This is a genomic window from Noviherbaspirillum pedocola, assembly GCF_016632335.1.
In the GTDB taxonomy this organism is placed as follows: Bacteria; Pseudomonadota; Gammaproteobacteria; order Burkholderiales; family Burkholderiaceae_D; genus Noviherbaspirillum_A; species Noviherbaspirillum_A pedocola.
Genome location: NZ_JAEPBG010000017.1, coordinates 52,518 through 72,471, shown reverse-complemented (window position 1 = coordinate 72,471; position 19,954 = coordinate 52,518). Strand labels below are relative to the sequence as shown.

General features: G+C 58.6%; 16 protein-coding genes. 8 read left to right on the top strand and 8 right to left on the bottom strand.

The features are described 5' to 3' along the window. Positions 1 to 25: 25 nt before the first annotated feature. Together JJB74_RS26190 and JJB74_RS26185 are read right to left on the bottom strand one after the other, a co-directional pair. Positions 26 to 1,294 (bottom strand): ABC transporter substrate-binding protein, encoded by a 1,269-nt coding sequence (locus JJB74_RS26190; RefSeq protein WP_234484870.1) that lies wholly within the window; start codon positions 1,292 to 1,294, stop codon positions 26 to 28. Between the two features lie 160 nt (positions 1,295 to 1,454). Continuing rightward, positions 1,455 to 2,516: a TRAP transporter substrate-binding protein gene (locus JJB74_RS26185; RefSeq protein WP_200597073.1), complete on the bottom strand. Its 1,062-nt coding sequence runs from the start codon at positions 2,514 to 2,516 to the stop codon at positions 1,455 to 1,457. Positions 2,517 to 2,656: 140 nt separating this feature from the next. On the opposite strand from JJB74_RS26185, the gene JJB74_RS26180 reads away from it, so the two are divergent. Both JJB74_RS26180 and JJB74_RS26175 read left to right on the top strand, forming a co-directional pair. Then, positions 2,657 to 6,331 (top strand): hydantoinase B/oxoprolinase family protein, encoded by a 3,675-nt coding sequence (locus JJB74_RS26180; protein WP_200597071.1) that lies wholly within the window; start codon positions 2,657 to 2,659, stop codon positions 6,329 to 6,331. An 87-nt stretch (positions 6,332 to 6,418) separates the two neighbouring features. Then, positions 6,419 to 6,904 carry a CinA family protein gene (locus tag JJB74_RS26175; protein ID WP_200597069.1) on the top strand — a complete coding sequence of 162 codons (486 nt, stop codon included), beginning with the start codon at positions 6,419 to 6,421 and terminating at the stop codon, positions 6,902 to 6,904. 101 nt (positions 6,905 to 7,005) lie between these two features. On the opposite strand, the gene pyrF is transcribed toward JJB74_RS26175, so the two are convergent. Then, positions 7,006 to 7,830, bottom strand: a complete 825-nt coding sequence (gene pyrF / locus JJB74_RS26170) for an orotidine-5'-phosphate decarboxylase (protein ID WP_200597067.1) — start codon at positions 7,828 to 7,830, stop codon at positions 7,006 to 7,008. A gap of 170 nt (positions 7,831 to 8,000) precedes the next feature. Here pyrF and JJB74_RS26165 point away from each other — a divergent pair, with 170 nt between their 5' ends. From JJB74_RS26165 to JJB74_RS26155, 3 genes are read left to right on the top strand one after another with little or no spacing between them, the layout of a single operon-like run. After that, the gene (locus JJB74_RS26165) at positions 8,001 to 8,594 is read left to right on the top strand and encodes a LemA family protein (RefSeq protein WP_200597065.1); all 594 of its coding nucleotides are present in this window, start codon (positions 8,001 to 8,003) and stop codon (positions 8,592 to 8,594) included. Next, on the top strand, positions 8,595 to 9,416 hold the full coding sequence (locus JJB74_RS26160; RefSeq protein WP_407672428.1) for a TPM domain-containing protein: 822 nt from the start codon (positions 8,595 to 8,597) through the stop codon (positions 9,414 to 9,416). 2 nt (positions 9,417 to 9,418) lie between these two features. Continuing rightward, a complete protein-coding gene (locus JJB74_RS26155) occupies positions 9,419 to 9,916 on the top strand; it encodes a TPM domain-containing protein (RefSeq protein ID WP_200597063.1) in 498 nt (165 codons plus the stop codon). Positions 9,917 to 10,012: 96 nt separating this feature from the next. Here JJB74_RS26155 and dacB read toward each other — a convergent pair whose 3' ends face one another. After that, a complete protein-coding gene (gene dacB / locus JJB74_RS26150; RefSeq protein ID WP_234484869.1) occupies positions 10,013 to 11,398 on the bottom strand; it encodes a D-alanyl-D-alanine carboxypeptidase/D-alanyl-D-alanine endopeptidase in 1,386 nt (461 codons plus the stop codon). A 253-nt stretch (positions 11,399 to 11,651) separates the two neighbouring features. Here dacB and lhpI point away from each other — a divergent pair, with 253 nt between their 5' ends. From lhpI to groL, 3 genes are all read left to right on the top strand, one after another. Beyond that, positions 11,652 to 12,608: a bifunctional Delta(1)-pyrroline-2-carboxylate/Delta(1)-piperideine-2-carboxylate reductase gene (gene lhpI, locus JJB74_RS26145; protein ID WP_200597058.1), complete on the top strand. Its 957-nt coding sequence runs from the start codon at positions 11,652 to 11,654 to the stop codon at positions 12,606 to 12,608. Positions 12,609 to 12,825: 217 nt separating this feature from the next. Further along, positions 12,826 to 13,116: a co-chaperone GroES gene (gene groES / locus JJB74_RS26140; protein ID WP_200597056.1), complete on the top strand. Its 291-nt coding sequence runs from the start codon at positions 12,826 to 12,828 to the stop codon at positions 13,114 to 13,116. 76 nt (positions 13,117 to 13,192) lie between these two features. After that, positions 13,193 to 14,842 (top strand): chaperonin GroEL, encoded by a 1,650-nt coding sequence (gene groL, locus JJB74_RS26135; RefSeq protein WP_200597054.1) that lies wholly within the window; start codon positions 13,193 to 13,195, stop codon positions 14,840 to 14,842. Positions 14,843 to 14,953: 111 nt separating this feature from the next. On the opposite strand, the gene JJB74_RS26130 is transcribed toward groL, so the two are convergent. The 4 genes from JJB74_RS26130 to ylqF form a co-directional block, all read right to left on the bottom strand. Continuing rightward, positions 14,954 to 16,735, bottom strand: coding sequence for a hypothetical protein (locus JJB74_RS26130; protein WP_200597053.1), 1,782 nt, complete (start codon positions 16,733 to 16,735; stop codon positions 14,954 to 14,956). 129 nt (positions 16,736 to 16,864) lie between these two features. Then, complete coding sequence (locus JJB74_RS26125) at positions 16,865 to 18,358, bottom strand: hypothetical protein (protein WP_200597051.1); 1,494 nt, start codon at positions 18,356 to 18,358, stop codon at positions 16,865 to 16,867. A 13-nt stretch (positions 18,359 to 18,371) separates the two neighbouring features. After that, positions 18,372 to 18,821 carry a type III secretion system chaperone family protein gene (locus JJB74_RS26120; RefSeq protein ID WP_200597050.1) on the bottom strand — a complete coding sequence of 150 codons (450 nt, stop codon included), beginning with the start codon at positions 18,819 to 18,821 and terminating at the stop codon, positions 18,372 to 18,374. A gap of 212 nt (positions 18,822 to 19,033) precedes the next feature. Then, positions 19,034 to 19,954 carry a ribosome biogenesis GTPase YlqF gene (gene ylqF / locus JJB74_RS26115; protein ID WP_200597048.1) on the bottom strand — a complete coding sequence of 307 codons (921 nt, stop codon included), beginning with the start codon at positions 19,952 to 19,954 and terminating at the stop codon, positions 19,034 to 19,036.

The following is a 19,954-nucleotide window of genomic DNA, read 5'->3' as shown; positions in this document are numbered from 1 at the left end:
TCATCCGGACCTGGGCAATAGCTGCTTACTTCCGGCTTTCCCATTTGGGCATGGGCCAGACTATCTCCCTCGTGGCCAGCGAGAACGGCCACACCGTGTGGTACTTGCCATCGACAATCTGCACCAGGATGCCGGAACCGTGAACGTTCTGCCCCTTGTCATCGAACTTGATGCCTTTCCACGGCATGATGATGTTGGCACCGTCGATATTGGTTTCCACAAGCGCCTTGCGTATCGCTTCAGGATCGGTAGAACCTGCGCGGTTGATAGCATCGGCCAGCGTCATCAAACCGGTAAAGGTACGCGCGGAGTTGCCGGTGAAGTCGATGTTGTAGCGGGCACGGAACAAATCATTGACCTGTTTGATCAATGGATTATTTTTCGCAAGATCAAGCGACCAGACTTCGCGGCTGATGATGTAGTCCGCATCACGCCCGAGAGTACGGGTGAACTCGGTGTCGGAGAAGCCGGCATCATTGGCCAGCACCATGTCCGGCAAAAAGCCGAGTTCCTTGTAAGTCTTGACCGACATGATTGCATCGCCGAGATACGAAGACTGCATCAGAACTTCAGGATTGGCCGCCTTCAGGGACTGCACTTCCGATGTGAGCTGAGTGCTGCGCGCCGGGTAGCTGATGGACTTGACGAGATTGATACCGCGCTCCTGTGCCAATTGCGTCTGCAGTTTCGTGGTTTCATTTCCCCATTGTGTGTTTTCATTGAAAAGGGCGACATTCTTCACCTTGATGCCCTTCTTCGTTTCGATATCCTTCAGGAATTCAAAGAAGTTACGGACGAACAGTTCGTCATGCGCAGTCGTCCTGAAAAACCATTTGAAGCCGCGATTCGTCAAGGACGCGGACGAAGACTCGGGGTTCAGGTAGGGAATCTTGTAGCGTTCGGCAACCTGGCTTGAGGTTGCAGTGACATTACTGATATACGCACCGACCACCGCAACAACCTTTTCCTTGGTAATCAGACGCTCGGTTTCGGTAGATCCGACTTGTGGATTGCCCTGATGGTCCGCGAAGATCAGCTTGATTTTCGCGCCGCCCAAGTTAGGCAGGCCGCCTCCCTTTGCGAAGGGAAGCTTGGGGATATCCTTGGCGCCGTTATTAACGATGTCTGCTGCGAGCTCGAGCGCATGCTTCATTTCCGCGCCGGTCGAAGCGGCGGGTCCAGTGAACGGATACAGCACGCCGATACGGATTTCCTGCTGTGCATGCGCGCTGAATGCAATCAGGCATGCACAGCCCGTTACGGCGAGTTTTCCAAGTACGCGATGAAGCATCATCAAGACCTCCCAGGTTGTGAAGTTTGTTCAGGATTAATCGATACAAAGGCGAATTCCGCCTGGCGTTCAACACTCTGCTGCCTTTGTGCACGCGTGAAGACATGCGCGACGGGACGCCGGTCCCAAGCGCAATTCAACGCAGTCAGACAAACAGGAGAACTTATTTCGCGGAGCGTTCCACGGTGTACTTGAGCAGGACTTTCATTTCGTTGGCGCCCGCCTTCTTCAGCCACTCCCGAGCGACTGTTTCGCCTATCCGGTCGAGGTAATTTCTAATCATGAAATCCAGTCCGGCGACCTTGATGCCGTTGTTCTTGAGCTCTCTTTCATACTCGGCATCGCTTTCCTGGCTCATTTGCCAGCCTCGCCGCTCGGCGACATCCGCTGCATCGAGTAGCTGTTTTCTGTCGGCTTCCGACAAGCCGTCAAAGACGCGCTTGCTTAGAAAGACCATATTCTTCGGCAGCCAGGCATTGATCCGGTAGTAATACTTCATCGAGCGCCATGCGCGCGTATCAACCCCAGTCCAGCTTGAGGTCAGCATCAATTCGATTCTCCCCGCCGCGAGGGCCTTGCCGAGATCAATTACCTGAAAAGTGACCGGCCTTGCCCCGAGCAGCTGCGCAATGCGTTCGGTTGCCGGTGTGTAGACGCGCATGCTGCGACCAGTGAAGTCGCGAATCGTGTTGATTTCATCAATGGCGTAAAGGTTTTGTGGCGGCCAAGGCACCGCATACAGCAATTTCAGTCCCTGCGACTCGAGGATCTTCGCCACTTCCTGTCGCGATGCTTCCCAAAGGCGCCTTGCATCGTCATAGCCTGACACGATGAAGGGCAACGAATCGATGCCAAACAGCGCAGCTTCTTTCTCAAGACTGGACATGATGACTTCGCCACCATCAGCCTTTTCCTCGCGTACTCCTGAATAAATCTGTGCGGGCTTGAGCAGCTTGCCGCCCGGGTGTATGCGCATATTGAGACGACCACCGGTTGCACTGCGCACCTCATCGGCGAATTGCTGCAGATTCCGCGTTTGAAAATTGTCTGCCGCGTAAGCGGTCGCCATATCGATATTGGTTGCCGCATGTACCAGTCGCATGAAGAAGATATGCATCAGGAACACCATTACTGCCGCAACGACACGACTGCCTGTTCCCATGAACGCTCCCTCGTTGACCCCGGTTGTTGAACATGGCGCAAGCGCAAATACCGGCTGCTGCAAGATACGTCGGCGAATTATATTGATTCCATTTCACGATTCAATGGCGCCGATTAAACACTTTTATAACAATTTACGATTGAAGCCCAGGCACTGACGTATCCTCTCGCGGCACTTGTTCATCACATTGGAAAGGCGCAGTCATGGAGCAAAGCAAGCATGGGCACGACCCGCGGAGTCCGCAAGATTTGCAGGCGCAATGGCAGTTCTGGATAGATCGTGGAGGCACCTTCACGGACATCGTCGCGCGCCGTCCCGATGGCACGCTTCTCACCCACAAGCTGCTCTCGGAAAATCCCGAGCAATATCGGGACGCGGCCGTTGCAGGCATCAGGCAGCTGCTCGGCATTGCGCCCGGTGATCCCATACCCGCCTCGCTGGTGGATGCGGTGAAGATGGGAACCACAGTGGCAACCAACGCACTGCTTGAACGCAAGGGCGACCCGACGGTGCTGGCAATTACGCGCGGCTTTCGGGATGCGCTGCGCATCGGTTATCAGAACCGCCCGCGCCTGTTCGACCGGAACATCGTGCTGCCGCAGCTGCTGCACTCGGAAACCGTGGAAATCGATGAACGCATCGACGCGCGTGGCAATGTGCTGACTCCGCTTGATGAGGCAGCAGTGCGCACGCAATTGCTGGCGCTGTATGAACGCGGCTATCGATCCATCGCCATCGTGCTGATGCACGGCTACCGCTACACCCAGCACGAACATCTTGTCGCAGTCATTGCACGGCACATCGGCTATACCCAGGTGTCGGTATCGCATGCGGTCAGTCCGCTGATGAAACTTGTTTCGCGCGGTGATACCACGGTGGTGGATGCCTATCTATCGCCAATACTGCGCCGCTACGTGGACCAGGTGGCCAGCAACATGGACGGTGTACGACTGCTGTTCATGCAGAGCAATGGCGGACTGACGGACGCACAGCGCTTTCAGGGCAAGGATTCGATTCTTTCAGGCCCTGCGGGCGGCATCGTCGGCATGGTGCGCACCGCTGGCGACGCCGGCTTCAACAGGATCATCGGTTTCGACATGGGCGGCACTTCCACCGATGTGTCCCACTACGCTGGCGAGTTCGAACGCGAGTTCGAAACCCAGGTTGCCGGCGTGCGCATGCGTGCGCCGATGATGAGCATACATACGGTGGCTGCGGGTGGCGGCTCGATCCTGCACTTCGATGGCAGCCGCTATCGCGTCGGCCCGGACAGCGCCGGCGCCAATCCGGGCCCGGCCTGCTACCGGCGCGGCGGCCCGCTGACCGTGACCGACTGCAATGTCATGCTCGGCAAAATCCAGCCTGGGCACTTTCCGAAGGTCTTCGGCCCGCATGCGGATCAGGCGCTGGATGCCGAGGTGGTGCGGCAAAAATTCGAGCGGCTCGCCGACGAGATCTTCCAGGCCACCGGCAAGCGCCGCACGCCCGAGGAAGTGGCGGAAGGCTATATCGATATCGCTGTAGCCAATATGGCCAACGCGATCAAGTTCATTTCGGTGCAGCGCGGACATGATGTGACCGACTACACGCTGGTGACCTTTGGCGGCGCGGGCGGTCAGCATGCCTGCCTGGTCGCCGATGCGCTCGGCATGACACGCGTGTTCGCGCATCCGATGGCGGGTGTGCTCTCGGCGTTTGGCATGGGTCTGGCGGATCAGACTGCAATGCGCGAGCAGGCAATCGAGGCACGGCTTGAAGACGATGCGATGCCATTCCTGCTTGCGCATCTGCAGCGCCTGTCGAACGAGGCCCGCACCGATCTGCGTGGGCAAGGCATTGCCGATGCGCAGATCGAGGTGATACGCCGCGCGCATCTGCGCTATGAAGGTACTGATTCAGCGCTGCAGATTGAGTTTGGCACCCTTGCAGACATGATCGAGCGCTTTGAAGCCGCATACCGCAAGCGCTATTCCTTCCTGATGGCGGGCAAGCCGCTGATGGTGGAGGCAGTGTCGGTAGAAGCAATCGGCCGCTCCGAACAGGATGCCGTGGCGCAGCAGCAGCTGACGCCGCGCGACGGCGCTCCCGTGGCATGCGAAATCGTGCGCCTGTTCTCCAGCGGCGAATGGCGCGACACCAAACTGTATCGCCGCGATGACTTGCGTCCGGGCGACCGCATTCCCGGCCCCGCCGTCATCGCGGAAAAGAATGCGACCAATGTGGTGGAACCCGGCTGGCTCGCCGAAGTCACCGCGAAAAACCATCTGGTGCTGAACCGCATCGAGGCGCGTCAGCAGCGCCATGCCATAGGCACCGATGCCGATCCGGTGATGCTCGAGCTGTTCAACAATCTGTTCATGAGCATCGCCGAGCAAATGGGCTTGCGCCTGCAGAACACCGCTTACTCGGTCAACATCAAGGAGCGGCTCGATTTCTCCTGCGCCGTTTTCGATGCCCAGGGCAATCTGATCGCGAATGCGCCGCATATCCCGGTGCATCTCGGCTCGATGGGCGAAAGCATCAAGACCGTGATTCGCAATCGTGGCAGCAGCATGCGGCCGGGCGATGTCTATGTGCTCAACGATCCGTATCACGGCGGCACCCACCTTCCCGATGTGACAGTGATCACGCCAGCCTTCGATGCAGCCGGCAGCCGGGTGCTGTTCTACGTCGCCTCGCGCGGCCATCACGCCGACATCGGCGGCACTACGCCGGGCTCGATGCCACCTGACAGTGTCACCGTGGACCAGGAAGGCGTGCTGATCAATGATTTCCAGCTGGTGCAGGACGGCCGCTTTCTTGAACAGGAAACGATTTCGCTGCTGTCTTCCGGCCCCTACCCCGCGCGCAACATTGCGCAGAACCTGGCCGATCTTCAGGCGCAGGTTGCGGCGAACCAGAAAGGGGTAGATGAGTTGCTGAAGATGGTGGAGCACTTCGGTCTTGAGACGGTGCAAGCCTACATGGGGCATGTGCAGGACAACGCCGAGGAAGCGGTGCGCCGCATCATCACGGCGCTGCATGATGCCGAGTTCACTTACCGGCTCGACAATGGCGCGGTGATCCAGGTCGCCATTCGTGTTGACCGCGCCAGCCGCAGTGCCGAGATTGACTTCACCGGCACCTCGCCGCAGCTGGAGAACAACTTCAATGCGCCGGCGGCGATCTGCATGGCCGCGGTGCTGTATGTGTTCCGCACCCTGGTCGACGACGACATACCGCTCAATGCCGGCTGCCTGAAGCCGCTCAAGGTCATCATTCCTGAAGGGTCGATGCTCAATCCACGCTATCCGGCGGCGGTGGTGTCGGGCAATGTCGAAACCTCGAGCTGCATTACCAATGCACTGTACGGCGCGCTCGGTGTGCTGGCGTCCTCGCCCGGCACGATGAACAACTTCACCTTTGGCAACGACCGCTATCAGTACTACGAAACCATCTCGGGCGGATCGGGCGCGGGGGAAAACTTCGACGGTACCGACGTCGTGCAGACGCACATGACCAACTCGCGTCTGACGGACCCCGAAGTTTTCGAATGGCGCTATCCGGTGCTGCTGGAGAGTTACGAGATCATGCCGGGCACTGGCGGTGGCGGTCGCTGGCATGGCGGTAATGGCGGGCGGCGACGTGTCCGCTTCCTGGAAGCGATGACTGCATCGATTCTGTCCAACAACCGCATCGTGCCGCCCTTCGGCGCAGCCGGTGCAGAACCCGGTCGCTGCGGCCGCAACTACGTGATTCGTGTCGATGGCAATGAAGAGAAACTCGGCTTCGTTGCCAGCACCGAAATGCAGCCGGGCGATGTATTCGTCATCGAGACCCCGGGCGGCGGTGGTTATGGCAAAACCGATGATGTCCGCGGTGACCTGAGCCCGGATTGAGCTGACAGGCGGCTGTGATTGCCAGTGCTACAGTGACGGCTTTGCGAAACGGCGCCGGCTTGTTCCGGCGCGCGACGGAGAGCTGACATGGAAGACATCATCGAACTGGCGACACGGGTCGGGCATGCGTTGAAGGCGCACGGCCTGATGCTGGCCACGGCGGAATCCTGCACTGGCGGCGGCGTGGCGCAAGCCGTCACCGAGATTGCGGGATCTTCGGAATGGTTCGAGCGCGGCTTCGTTACCTATTCGAACGCGGCGAAGGCTTCGATGCTGGGCGTGCCTGAAGACCTCCTCAACCGGCATGGCGCGGTCAGCGAAGAGGTAGCGGGGGCAATGGCAAGCGGCGCGGTCGCCCACTCCCGAGCGCAGGTAGCGCTGTCGACGACCGGCATTGCCGGCCCCGGTGGCGCGGTACCGGGTAAGCCGGTGGGCACAGTGTGCTTCGGCTGGTCGATGGGAAGCCGGACCATTGTTGAACGGCTGGTGTTCGCGGGGGATCGGCATGCGGTGCGCGAGCAGTCGGTCGCGCATGCATTGCGGGGGCTGCTGCGGTTTATCGAAGCGGCATAAGGATGGGCGAGACGTGCGGACGACGCAACAGCGATTTTAAGAAATGCATGGCCACAATGTAGGGTGGGCTCGCGCCCACCCTACGAATCGGCATGCTTCAGTTACGGCTTGCGATGCGTATTGATCGCATCGCGCGTTTCCAGGGCCACGCGCCGCGCCGCCGCGGCAAAATCTTCCCCGGCTTGCGCTTGCGCATACAGAATCGCGCGCGAGGAATTGATCATCATGCCGGCGCCGACACTGTCGCTGCCGGCGGCAACCGTGGCCGCGATGTCGCCGCCCTGCGCGCCGATGCCCGGCACCAGTAGCGGCATGTCGGCCACGATGGCACGCACCTGCGCCAGTTCCTCAGGAAAAGTCGCCCCGACCACCAGGCCGCACTGGCCATTGGTATTCCACTTCTCCGCGACCAGGCGCGCGACATGCTGATACAGCGGTACGCCATCGACCTTCAGAAACTGAAGGTCCGAACCGCCGGGGTTCGAAGTGCGGCACAGCACGATCGCACCGCGGTCCTTCCACTCCAGGTAGGGCGCAATCGAATCCGAGCCCATGTAGGGATTGACCGTGACCGCATCCGCGCCGTAGCGCTCGAAGGCTTCGCGCGCATACTGCTCGGCTGTCGCGCCGATGTCGCCACGCTTTGCATCCAGTACCAGGGGCACTTGCGGATAACGGCTGCGTATGTACTTGCAGAGCTCCTCAAGCTGGTCTTCTGCGCGCAGTGCGGCGAAGTAGGCGATCTGCGGCTTGAAGGCGCAGGCAAGATCGGCGGTGGCGTCGACGATGGCGCGGCAGAAGGCGAGGATCGCATCGGGTTGGGACTGCAGCTCGGCGGGCAAGCGCGACAGGTCGGGATCGAGACCGACGCACAGCAGCGATGTCTGCGACTGCCATGCGGCGGATAGTTTGTCTGTGAAACTCACGGCGGGCTTTCGGGAAAGATATCTGAAGGGAAGTTGATGTGGTGCCGGCGCGTATTGTAACTTGGCGTGCTATGTTTTCCGGCATCGCGCCGACAGGGGTAAGCGCTTTGCCGCTGGCGGCTATGCATAGCTCACCGGGTATTGCCGGATCAACAGAAGAGGGAAAGAGCATGAAGAAAGTTACGGCATGGATGATGGTGGTATGGATGACGGCTTTGCTGTCGGGTTGCGGCTACAACGAATTTCAGGCGCGCGATGAAGCGGTGAAGGCAGCCTGGGGGGAAGTCGTGAACCAGTATCAGCGTCGCGCCGACCTGGTGCCGAACCTGGTGAACACAGTCAAGGGCTATGCCTCGCATGAGAAGGACACGCTCGAAGCGGTGACCCGGGCGCGCGCGGCGGCCACCAGCATCCAGGTCAGCCCGGAAACTTTGAATGATCCGCAAGCCTTCCAGCGTTTTCAGCAGGCGCAGGGCGAACTGAGTTCGGCGCTGTCGCGCCTGCTCGCGGTCTCGGAAAATTATCCGCAGCTCAAGGCTGACAACCTGTTCCGCGATCTGCAGTCCCAGCTCGAAGGCACCGAGAACCGCATTACGGTGGCGCGCCAGCGCTATATCAAGTCGGTGCAGGACTATAACGTGCTCGCGCGCAGCTTCCCCACCAACCTCACGGCCATGATTTTCCATTACCCGGTGCGTCCATCCTTCACCGTTGAAAACGAGCGCGCGATCTCGAACGCTCCCACGGTCAACTTCGGCAAGTAGATGATCATGAAACCGCTGGGCGCGCTGCTTGGCCTCTTGCTGGCGCTGGCATGCGCGATGGCCTTGGCGCAGGACTTCACGCCGATACCGCCGCTGAGCGCGCGCGTCACCGACACGATCGGCATGCTCGTGCCGGCTCAGCGCGATGCGCTCGAGAATGTGCTGAAAGAGCATGAGGACAAGACCGGCAACCAGATCGCGGTGCTGATCGTCGCCTCGACGGCGCCGGAAGCCATCGAGCAATACAGCATCCGCGTGGCCGAAGCCTGGAAGCTCGGGCGCAGCGGCGTCGACGACGGTGTGATCCTGCTGGTGGCGCGGGACAATCCGCCGTCGCTGCGCCGCCTGCGTATTGAAGCCGGGCGCGGCGTGCAGGGCTCGCTGACCGATGCACAATCCAAGCGCATTCTGCAGGACATCATTGCGCCGCATTTCCGGCAGAACGATTTCTATGGCGGCCTGGTTGCCGGCGTCTCTGCGATCGCGGCGCTGGTGGACAAGGAGAATCTGCCGCCTCCGACACAAGGGCAAGCGTCACAGCAGAGCGAAGACACTGGCTTCTGGTGGCCGATCGTGTTGTTCTTCGTGCTGCTGATGCTCATGCGCATGTTCTCACGCGGCTCACGACGCCGTGCGCTTGGCGCAAATGACTGGGGCCGCAACGCGGGCATTATCATCGGCAACAGCATTGCCAACGAGATGGGTCGTCGCGGTGGCTTCGGCGGTGGTTTCGGTGGTGGAGGATTCAGCGGCGGATCGGGCGGCGGCTATTCCGGCGGCGGCGGCACCTTTGACGGCGGCGGCGCATCGGGGAACTGGTGAATATGAAACTCAGGCGCATCTTCAGGCATCTCTTCACCACCGCGGCAAGCGGACGGCGCGCTTTTCCGCCGCAGGCGCTGCACGAGTTGCAGCGAGCGATCCGCGAAGGCGAACAAAGCCATCGTGCCGAAGTGCGGATCATCATCGAAGCCGCATTGCCGCTGGCTGAATTGATCGACGGCGTCCACGCCCGCGCGCGTGCACGCATGCTGTTCTCGGACTACCGCATCTGGGATACCGAGGAAAACAGCGGTGTGCTGATGTATGTGAACTTGGCTGATCGCGAAGTCGAGATCCTGACCGACCGCGGCGTTGGCCGCCTGGTGGAAGCCAAGGAATGGCAGGCGATTTGCGACGCCATGACCCGCGACTTCGCACGAGGCAGCTACCGGGATGGCGCAGTGGCGGCGCTGTCGAGCCTGAACGCCCTGCTCGCGCAACGCATGCCTTCGGATGGGCAGCGCACGAATCAGTTGTCGGACAGGCCGATCATTCTGTAGCGCAGCCTAGGTGCGGCGCACGGGCGATCACGCGAAAAGACCGGCTAGCTGGGCGTAGGCGGCATGCTGGCAACACAGCATGCCGCCGCAAAAAGCTCATCCGCGCTCATACACCCATTGCAGCAACGCATCCATCGCACGCAGCGAGGCCGTCGCATTCGGATGGTTGACCAGGCACACCAGCGCATAGCGCCGTCCCGATGCCGACAACACATAGCCGGCAATGGCGCGCACCCCCTCCAGCGTGCCGGTCTTCAGATGCGCACGGCCGGCAGCGTCGCTGTCGCGCAGGCGGTTGCGCATCGAACCATCGAGCGCGGCGATCGGCAGCGAGGCGATGAACTCGGGCATGGTCGGCGCATGGAAAGCGGTGATCAGCATGCGTCCCATGGTATCGGCGGACACCCGGGCATTGCGCGACAGCCCGGAGCCGTTATCGATCACCAGTTCCGGCGCGGGGATGCCCTTTCGCGCCAGCCAGGCGCGCACCGCCTGCGCGCCGCTGGCGGCATCGGCCGGTCGCGCGCCGCTTTCCGCGCCCAGCGTCAGCAGCAATTGCCGCGCCATCACGTTGTTGCTGTACTTGTTGATATCGCGCACCACCTGCCCGAGCGGCTCGGATTGCCATTCGGCGACCAGGCGGGCATCGGCAGGCAATGGCGCATCGCGCACCGTGCCGGAAAAGCTGCCGCCAAGTTCTTTCCATATCTGCCGGAACACCGCGCCGAAATACGCCGAGCGCTTCATTCCATAGGGATGGATGAACCATTCCTTTTCACCGCAGGCATACGGGTAATCACCCTCGATGGCGATCGCAGCATCGTCGATGCGCGGCGAAAGATTGCCTTTCCAATCGCCGCAATCACCGCCCACCAGGCGTGGACCGCTGACCGCAAGGCCAGCCACCGGCGGCTCGACCAGCACTTGCGCGCGGCCGGCGGCCTGATCCGGCACGAGGCGCACGGCAAAGGCATTGAAGTTCAGCAGCAGCGCATCGGCGCCGGCGTTGTAGGACTTCAGCGGCTCGCCATCGAAGAGTGCGGCGTCATGGGCATCGTCGGCGAACAGGCTGCGGTCGAGCAGCAGGTCGCCGCGGATATCGCGGATTCCCTTGTCGCGAATGCGGCGCAGGAACAGCCACAGGTTTTCCTGTACGAGATGCGGATCGCCGGCGCCGCGCAGGATCAGGTCGCCTTCCAGCACGCCATCCTGCTGGCGCCCACGCACATACGCCGCGGTTTTCCACACATAGGCCGGGCCCAGCGTTTCCAACGCCGCATCCGTGGTGAACAGCTTCATTGTCGATGCCGGCGACAACGGCAAGGTCGGATTGATTGCCAACAGCGGCCGCGGACTTTCGACGGCGCGCACATAGACGCCAATCGCCTCAGGTGGTACGCCGGCGCGGCGCAATGCCGCGGCTACCGGCGCCGGTAATTCCTGCGCCTGCGCGGCGACGCAACAGAGCAGAAGGAAAAGCAAAGCCTGCAGTTTTCTGAACATGGGCATGGAAGAAGATGGGAACCGGAATACGTTTTCGCCTACGAAGAATGCGCTTGTCGAACCAACAAGATAGCGGCGTGCGGATATCACCCGAAACGGCTGCGGGCATGTTAGCAGACAGAATTGTGCCGGCACTCGCGATACACTCCAGCGCCCATTCCCGGAAGGTTGCCGGGCCGATCAACAAACCGTAGTCGCGACAAGGCGGCCACGCTTTCAGGATTTCCCTACCATGATGATTCCTCATCTCACCGCGGACCAATTGCGCGCCGCCCTTCCCTACGAAGCCCTGATTTCCGCCTTGCGGGCCGCCTTCGTCGCCGACATTGAGTCGCCGAAGCGCCACGTGCATGCGATCTCGCCGCAGGAAAACACTGTGATGCTGCTGATGCCGGTGTGGCAGCCGCAACGCCATGCCGGCATGAAGCTGGTCACGGTCGCGCCGAACAATGGGGTGCGCGGCCTTCCGACGGTGCATTCGATCTTCATGCTGCTCGACAGCGTCACCGGCGCGCCGCTGGCGCTGATGGATGGCGAGGAATTGACGCTGCGCCGCACCGCCGCCGCCTCCGCGCTGGCATCGCAATTTCTTTCGCGCCCGGACAGCCGGCGCCTGCTGCTGGTCGGCACCGGCTCGCTGGCGCCATACATGGCCGCGGCGCACTGCGTGGCGCGCGGCATACGGGAAGTCGCGGTCTGGGGCCGTTCGGCGGAAAAAGTGGCGCGCACGGTATCACGCCTGCAGGCCGAGTTGCCACAGCAGGTCACCGTGCGCGCCGCGCAAAACCTCGAAGCCGAAGCCCGCGCTGCTGACATCATCAGCTGTGCGACGACCAGTACCGAACCGATCCTGCGCGGCGAGTGGATCGCACCGGGCGCTCATGTCGACCTCGTCGGCGGCTTCAAGCCGAACATGCGCGAAGCGGACGATGCCCTGATGGCGCGCGCCTCGGTATTCGTCGATACCCGGGCCGGCGCGCTGGCCGAGGCCGGCGACCTGGTGCAGCCGCTTGCCAACGGCGCATTGGGCATTGAATCGATTCACGCCGAGCTGGCGCAATTGTGCTCGGGCGCACATCCCGGACGGAACGATACGGCCGAAGTGACGGTCTTCAAATCGGTCGGCGCCGCGATCGAAGACCTGTGCGCCGCCGATCTGGTGTGGGAATCCCATAAGAAACAAGGCTGAAGAAATCAGGGGAAGCGTCGCCACACCGTGCCGGCACGTCATGAAAGTGACATGTTGCCGGCCTTGAAAATTAAAATGACCATCCCTATACTTAGCACTCGCTGACGGGGAGTGCTAATAATTGCCCGCCTCCGTCGAATCCCAGCGGACGACTGCAGCGAAAAGCGCCTCCTTCGTCCTCTCCAACAATGACTGACAACACACTTTAGGAGTTTGTATGGCACTTCGTCCTTTGCACGATCGCGTCATCGTCAAGCGACTCGACCAGGAAACCAAAACCGCATCGGGCATCGTTCTTCCTGAAACCGCCGCTGAAAAGCCGGATCAGGGTGAAGTTTTGGCCGTCGGCAACGGCAAGATCCTGGAAGGCGGTCAAGTCCGTCCTCTCGACGTGAAAATCGGCGACCGCGTTCTGTTTGGCAAGTATTCCGGCCAGTCCGTGAAAGTGGACGGCGAGGAACTGCTCGTCATGCGCGAAGAAGACATCCTGGCCATCGTCCAGAAGTAATCCGGAGGCCGCGGCCCGGGCGCGATGCGCCGGCCGCGGCAAATTTCATTCACGAATACGCAAGGAGTAATCCAACATGGCAGCTAAAGACGTAGTTTTCGGCGACAGCGCGCGCCACAAGATGGTCGAAGGCGTCAACATCCTGGCCAATGCAGTCAAGGTGACCCTGGGCCCGAAAGGCCGTAACGTCGTGCTCGAGCGCTCTTTCGGCGCCCCGACCGTGACCAAGGACGGTGTATCGGTCGCCAAGGAAATCGAGCTGAAGGACAAGCTGATGAACATGGGCGCCCAGATGGTCAAGGAAGTGGCGTCCCGCACCAGCGACAACGCCGGCGACGGCACCACCACCGCAACCGTGCTGGCCCAGGCGATCGTGCGCGAAGGCATGAAATACGTTGCCGCCGGCATGAACCCGATGGACCTGAAGCGCGGCATCGACAAGGCCGTCGGCGGCCTGGTTGAAGAAGTGCGCAAGCTGGCCAAGCCCTGCACCACCTCGCGTGAAATCGCCCAGGTTGGCTCGATCTCCGCCAACAGCGACACCTCCATCGGTGATCGCATCGCCGAAGCGATGGAAAAAGTCGGCAAGGAAGGCGTGATCACCGTGGAAGACGGCAAGTCGCTGAACGACGAGCTGGATATCGTGGAAGGCATGCAGTTCGACCGCGGCTACCTGTCGCCGTACTTCATCAACAACCCGGACAAGCAGACCGCGATCCTCGAGAACCCGTTCATCCTGCTGTTCGACAAGAAGATCTCCAACATCCGTGACCTGCTGCCGGTGCTGGAGCAAGTTGCGAAAGCCGGCCGTCCGCTGCTGATCATCGCTGAAGACATCGAAGGCGAAGCGCTGGCAACCCTGGTGGTCAACAACATCCGCGGCATCCTGAAGACCTGCGCCGTCAAGGCTCCGGGCTTCGGCGACCGTCGCAAGGCGATGCTGGAAGACATCGCCGTGCTGACCGGCGGCCAGGTGATCGCCGAGGAAGTCGGCCTGACGCTGGAAAAGGTCACGCTGAACGATCTGGGCCAAGCCAAGCGTATCGAAGTGGGCAAGGAAAACACCACCGTGATCGACGGCGCCGGCCAGGCAGCCGCGATCGAAGCCCGCGTCAAGCAGGTTCGTGTGCAGATCGAGGAAGCGACCTCCGACTATGACCGCGAGAAGCTGCAGGAGCGCGTGGCCAAGCTGGCCGGCGGTGTTGCCGTGATCCGCGTCGGCGCTGCAACCGAAGTCGAAATGAAAGAGAAGAAGGCACGCGTGGAAGATGCGCTGCACGCTACCCGCGCTGCGGTGGAAGAAGGCATCGTCCCGGGCGGCGGCGTGGCACTGCTGCGCGCTCGCGCCAACCTGAACGTCAAGGGTGAAAACAGCGACCAGGAAGCGGGCATTCGCATCGTGCTGCGCGCCGTGGAAGAGCCGCTGCGCATGATCGTGCAGAACGCCGGCATGGAAGCGTCGGTCGTCGTTGCCAAGGTGCTGGAAGGCCAGGGCAACTTCGGCTACAACGCCGCCAACGACACCTACGGCGACATGGTCGAGCAAGGCGTGCTGGATCCGGCCAAGGTGACCCGCACCGCGCTGCAGAACGCCGCGTCGATCGCCGGCCTGATGCTGACCACTGACGCCACCGTCTGCGAACTGCCGGAAGACAAGCCGGCCGCTGCAGGCATGGGCGGTATGGGTGGCATGGGCGGCATGGGTGGCATGGACGGCATGATGTAATTGTTGGTGCAAGCCAGTCGGCTGTAATTGGCTGAAAAGGAAACGCCCGCGAAAGCGGGCGTTTTTTATTGCTTGCGGCCGTCGGGTTTTTCCCAAAAAGCTGCTTGCGGCTCAGGCGCCGCGCAAGAGCGGAAAAGCAGAAGAGCTCAACCCAAAGCCTGGACTTTCTATGACTGATGCGACATAGCGCATTAAGCCTCCGGGCTGCTGTTTTCGCTCCGGTTCCGCCGGTACTGGAATGGGCTGCGATTCAGTTTCGATCACGTAATCGAGGCCGAATAGCGGTGCAAGATTTAACTTTAACCATTCAATCCGCTTTTCCGGGCTCTCCTGATTCTCCGATTCAATCAGAAGAGAACCAAGATGTTCAGGACGCATGCCAAGTTCGGTGAGGAAATTCGTAGTGCACATTTCCTTTGTCGAAACCTTACTCGGGCTCAAACCGGGTGTTGGATTCTCTTCTACGAGCTTCTCAACAAGCTGATGCAGCGCGATATAGCGATTGTTTTGCGGAAGCTCCTTCTCCCCTTCTTTTGCCAGGTATGAATTCGCTTCCCGCCTTTCTTCCTGCATCTTCCTGCCCGCGACATATCCGCGATAAGCAAACCAGCAGGCTGCCGCTAGAAAGCCAGCGAGCACAACGCCTGCCAAAATCTTCAATGCCGCGATAACAACTGGAATGGTTATAGCCAGGCCTACCAGATGCAGCACATGCGCATGCTGCAAGTAGAGAACGAGATTGCTCGCAATCAGCGCGATTCCGGATGAAGTCAGTATCGAGCCCCGTACCAAACGCACGTCAGTCATTTTCCATTCGTCCTCTGCCTGCTGCAGATTGGCATTGAAACACTGTTGAATGGATGAAAGAAGATCAAATTCGGATTCTGCCTTCTTCTTCTCGAAGTCGTTCAACGTCTTCTGCTCCTGCCCACTCTTTTCGTGATCAAGATTTTTTTTCCATTTTTTCAAATATTCTGATGCATTGTCCGACTGCTTTTTCTTTTCCCGAACAATGTCTTTGTCGGCCAAGGCTTGATTGATATCCAGCGGGCCAGCGATAACTTGTGCGGCGCCTTGAGCAAGGATCAGTCCTTCACTCGAAATGGAAGCGACCTTGAAGACCTTCTTTATATACTCGAGCAAGGAAATTATGGTGCGCGGCATCATTCCCAGCGATTCGCGACCAAATGCGGATCGCGCGCTGCCGTGCATCCGATCTCCAGTATTTTTCAGAAAACTGATTCCTTCCTTTCTGCGCATGAACTCGTTGAATAGCGCAGCTTCCTCCACGCGTATTTCGTTTTTCGCACCCAATTTTTTTACAACGTCGTCCAATTCTTTCTGGTTGTTCAGAATCCAGCATAAATTTTCGCCTTCGGACTGAAAAAGCGATGCCATTCTCGTCGCCGCCAGAGCACCGTTAACCGAGGTGGTAACGAAATATACACATGTCATGATCAGGCCGAATATACCCAAATCCGCGGAGTGATAACCCAGATTCAAGCCAGTAATGCTTGTCCTGGTCAGGCTGGCCACACTACAGGAACCGTCGTAAGCGCTGCGCTCCTTTTTTCCCATTAATTTACAGACGCTTCCCAAGAATCGAACGACGGCAAACTTTAAGTTTTCTGCAATTCCAGGCGAATGGAAAAAAAAACCGTCCTTCTCTACGATTTGGGGGGAAAACTCTTGCATGCGAGCCTGCTTTTCTTCTTCTACAGTGCGCATCGTTTTGCCGAACCAAATGTACAGCTCATTTTCTCGAGGCAAGGGCGCGGGAACAGGGGAAGGTGCTGGGTTATCCGTACTTACATGAATGTCAGCGCCTTGCTCTTGCACACCCGCGACAATGACTCCGGCATCGGTTGCACGATATTCTGGCAGATCTGGCATTCCGGGTATCATGTATATTCTTGGTCCCATGTGTATTGCGCTGCTGTTCCAACAAAAGAAAATACGTCGCAGCTTTAAGCTCTTCTGACAAAGAAACGTTGGCGCGGAACACTCTCAACTTATCAACAGTCAAGCATTTGCGAGTGAGAGCACCGGATCCGGCGCCTTATTCTCATTACCGGAAGGCTTGGTTTCGACGATTCCAAAAGCTTTGGAAATACGGGCTCGCATTTCGGAATTAGCGTTTATTTTTGCAAGGTCCATCAGTTCAGAAAGCTCATTGACAGGGAAAAGTAGCTTTATGTGTGACGGAACATTGTCTGGGTTATTAGGGTTTTTCTTGAATTCTTTAACTACCTCATCCACCATTTTTACTTTTGCATTATCAACAGGTTTCGATACCAGCGAGTCGAGCAGGTTTCTTACTTTCGGATAAAGCAATGTGGCGACGAAGCCTGCTACAGCGGCGATGCCAATACCTGCGAGAACTGCAGGCGCTATACCGGTGCCAATGCCGAATCCCAGCTTTGCTACCAACAAGCCAGTGCTCACAAATGCAGCCAACATTGCCCAAACGGCCTTGCCGCCTCGTGCAAAGCTGCTCCGTAATTTGTCGGTGGCCTCGGTATACTTCTTATCCAATTCCGCCTTTCTAGATTCCAAGGCAGGCATTTGTGCAGCGCTCAAAGGAGCAGAATCTTCTTTCGCTTTTGACAGCCTTATCTTTTCAATAGCTATCGCAGCAAGTTCCAATATCGCTTCCTTGGTTTGCACTACACCTTGCCAAAAATCTCCAACATTTCCGAAAAAATTGAAGACGTTAGCAGCAATGCCTGCCCACTCTAAGCCCGGAATTAAGTAACTAAAGGCGGCAATCAACGAGCTAACATTCCCAAAAAGGAAGGAAGTTTCGCGCATAGTATTTACTATGTTCAAAGTTTGGAACCGCTTCTTCGTTGCCTCGTATGCTTTGAGCATTCCGTCAGCAACTTTTGCAGTCAAATCTTTAACGTTACTAGGTGCATTTTTGAAAATGGTTAGTAGCGACGTTCTTACATCATTGAGAGAAGGAAATTGCACCACCCCGTCCCGTATTGCATGTATCACGAAAAGTACCGAGCACGCCACGGAAAATACGGCGCTTGCAATGCCGACAATATGATTCGTCCCTTCTTTAATCAAACCCGGAAGTGCGGCCGTTATATCTGTATATACCGCACGACATACCGTTCCAGCGACAAAAATTCCCAAAAAGACGGTGCGATAGATCTCATGAGCTTTGGAGGAATTTGGGAAGATAGATTGGATTACCCCGTTACCACCAAGTCGCGCCAACTTATTGCCGAGTTTTTCAAAGCCTTGTTTTATTTTTTCAAAAAAGCAAGGTTCCGCTGTTAACACATGGGCATGTTCTATTTTTTCTCGGAATTTTTTAGGAATAATAGCGTCCATTTTCACCATCGAATCATTGGCAGCCATTTGCTTTTTTGGAAGTGGCATCGGACTTTCACTGCATGTACTCGAGAAAACCTTATTAAACCACTCTTTAATGCAGTCGGGATTCGCTCCTCTTCCAGAAGTGACACCATAGCTAACACCAATAGCAATATGCTGAGCAGACATTTAAACCTCCCAGTCAAGCAAACCCAGTATTTTCAAACCGATGTGCGGTATGCACAGCATCATCGACAGCACCAAGAACCTCGCGCCAGCTTTCCATTACTGGCGCCAGTTGCTCATCGAGCAGTTTGGAAAGATCGGTTTCATGCAGCAATGCGGAAACCGATAAATGCAGAATCAGGATGGCGTGGCCATCGATGGGATTAATTGCCAGAAATGGCAAGTAGGGGGAGGTGTTGACGCAATTGGATTGCAGCATCATCCGGCAGACTTCGGCGGGAATTCCGGAATCCGGAGCATTCAGATCGACGACGACACGACATAAGTCCGCCACCTCGAGGTATTGCAGCCATACCGGAATGCCGCGCATCGTAATTGCGCCCTGATGCAACACCGATTCCACGTCGGTTATCCCGGCCTTTTCACAAAAATTTTCGATCGCTTGACGGTATTCCGGCATTCCCATCTCTCACCCCTCTCAACCTGTAGGACGCTTTTGATAAGGCGCCCAAATGGTGTGCGAGTTGAGTGGCGAAGGATTCCAGATACGTTCCGCAGGCAAGGTTAAACCTTTGCGCCGAAATCGATTTGCAATTGCCGATGCGCTAGATACGCAAAAAGATGCCCACATCGCATGTGGGCATTTTGGGTGAAGAGTCAGCGCTGCAGCATCAGACGCTATCTCGCTTCGTCTTCGTCATCCTCTTCGTTCTCGGCCAGCGCCAGCGACGCTGGCGGCTGGTAATTCGCCAGCAATTCCACCCGGCTCGCCGGCGTTTCCAGGCTGATGCGGCCGATGGCGCCACTGCGGTAGTCCAGCAACAGCGTATGTGCCGCCTTTTCGAAATCTGGTTCGCCGCCCTTCTGCCGATAGCCGCGGCGCTTGGCGATGCCTTCGACCACCGCCACGCCATCGATGCCTTCGGTGGCGAAGCCGTAACGCGCGGCCAGCAAGGGCGCGTAGCGCGCCAGCAATTGCTCGGCCAGGAACACCGCGACCTCTTCTTCGATGATGGCGTTGGTTCCAATCGCATGACTGGCAGCCAGCATCAGGCCATCGCTGGGATGCTCGATCTTCGGCCACATCAGGCCGGGGGTATCGATCAGGATGATGTTGTTGCCCAGATAAAGCCGCTGCTGCGTCTTGGTCACCGCCGGCTCGTCGCCGACCTTGGCGACGCGCTTCTTCAGCAGCGCATTCATCAGCGTCGATTTGCCGACGTTCGGTATGCCCATGATCATGATGCGCAGCGGCTTCAGGGGCGTGCCGCGATGCGGCGCCAGCTTGATGCACAACTGCGGAATCTTCGCGACATCGGCCGGCTTCTTGCACGACAGCGCCACCGCGTGCACATCCTTCTGCCGGTTGTAATGCGCAATCCATTCCTTGGTCGCAGCCGGATCGGCCAAATCGGCCTTGTTCAAAATCTTCAGCGCCGGCCGCTGGCGAAAGGTGCGCAGCCTTTCGATCATCGGGTTGCTGCTGGCCTGCGGTATGCGGCCGTCGAGCACCTCGATCACCATGTCGACCTTCTCCATGGACTCTTCCGCCTTCTTGCGGGCGGCGTTCATGTGACCGGGGAACCATTGAATCGACAT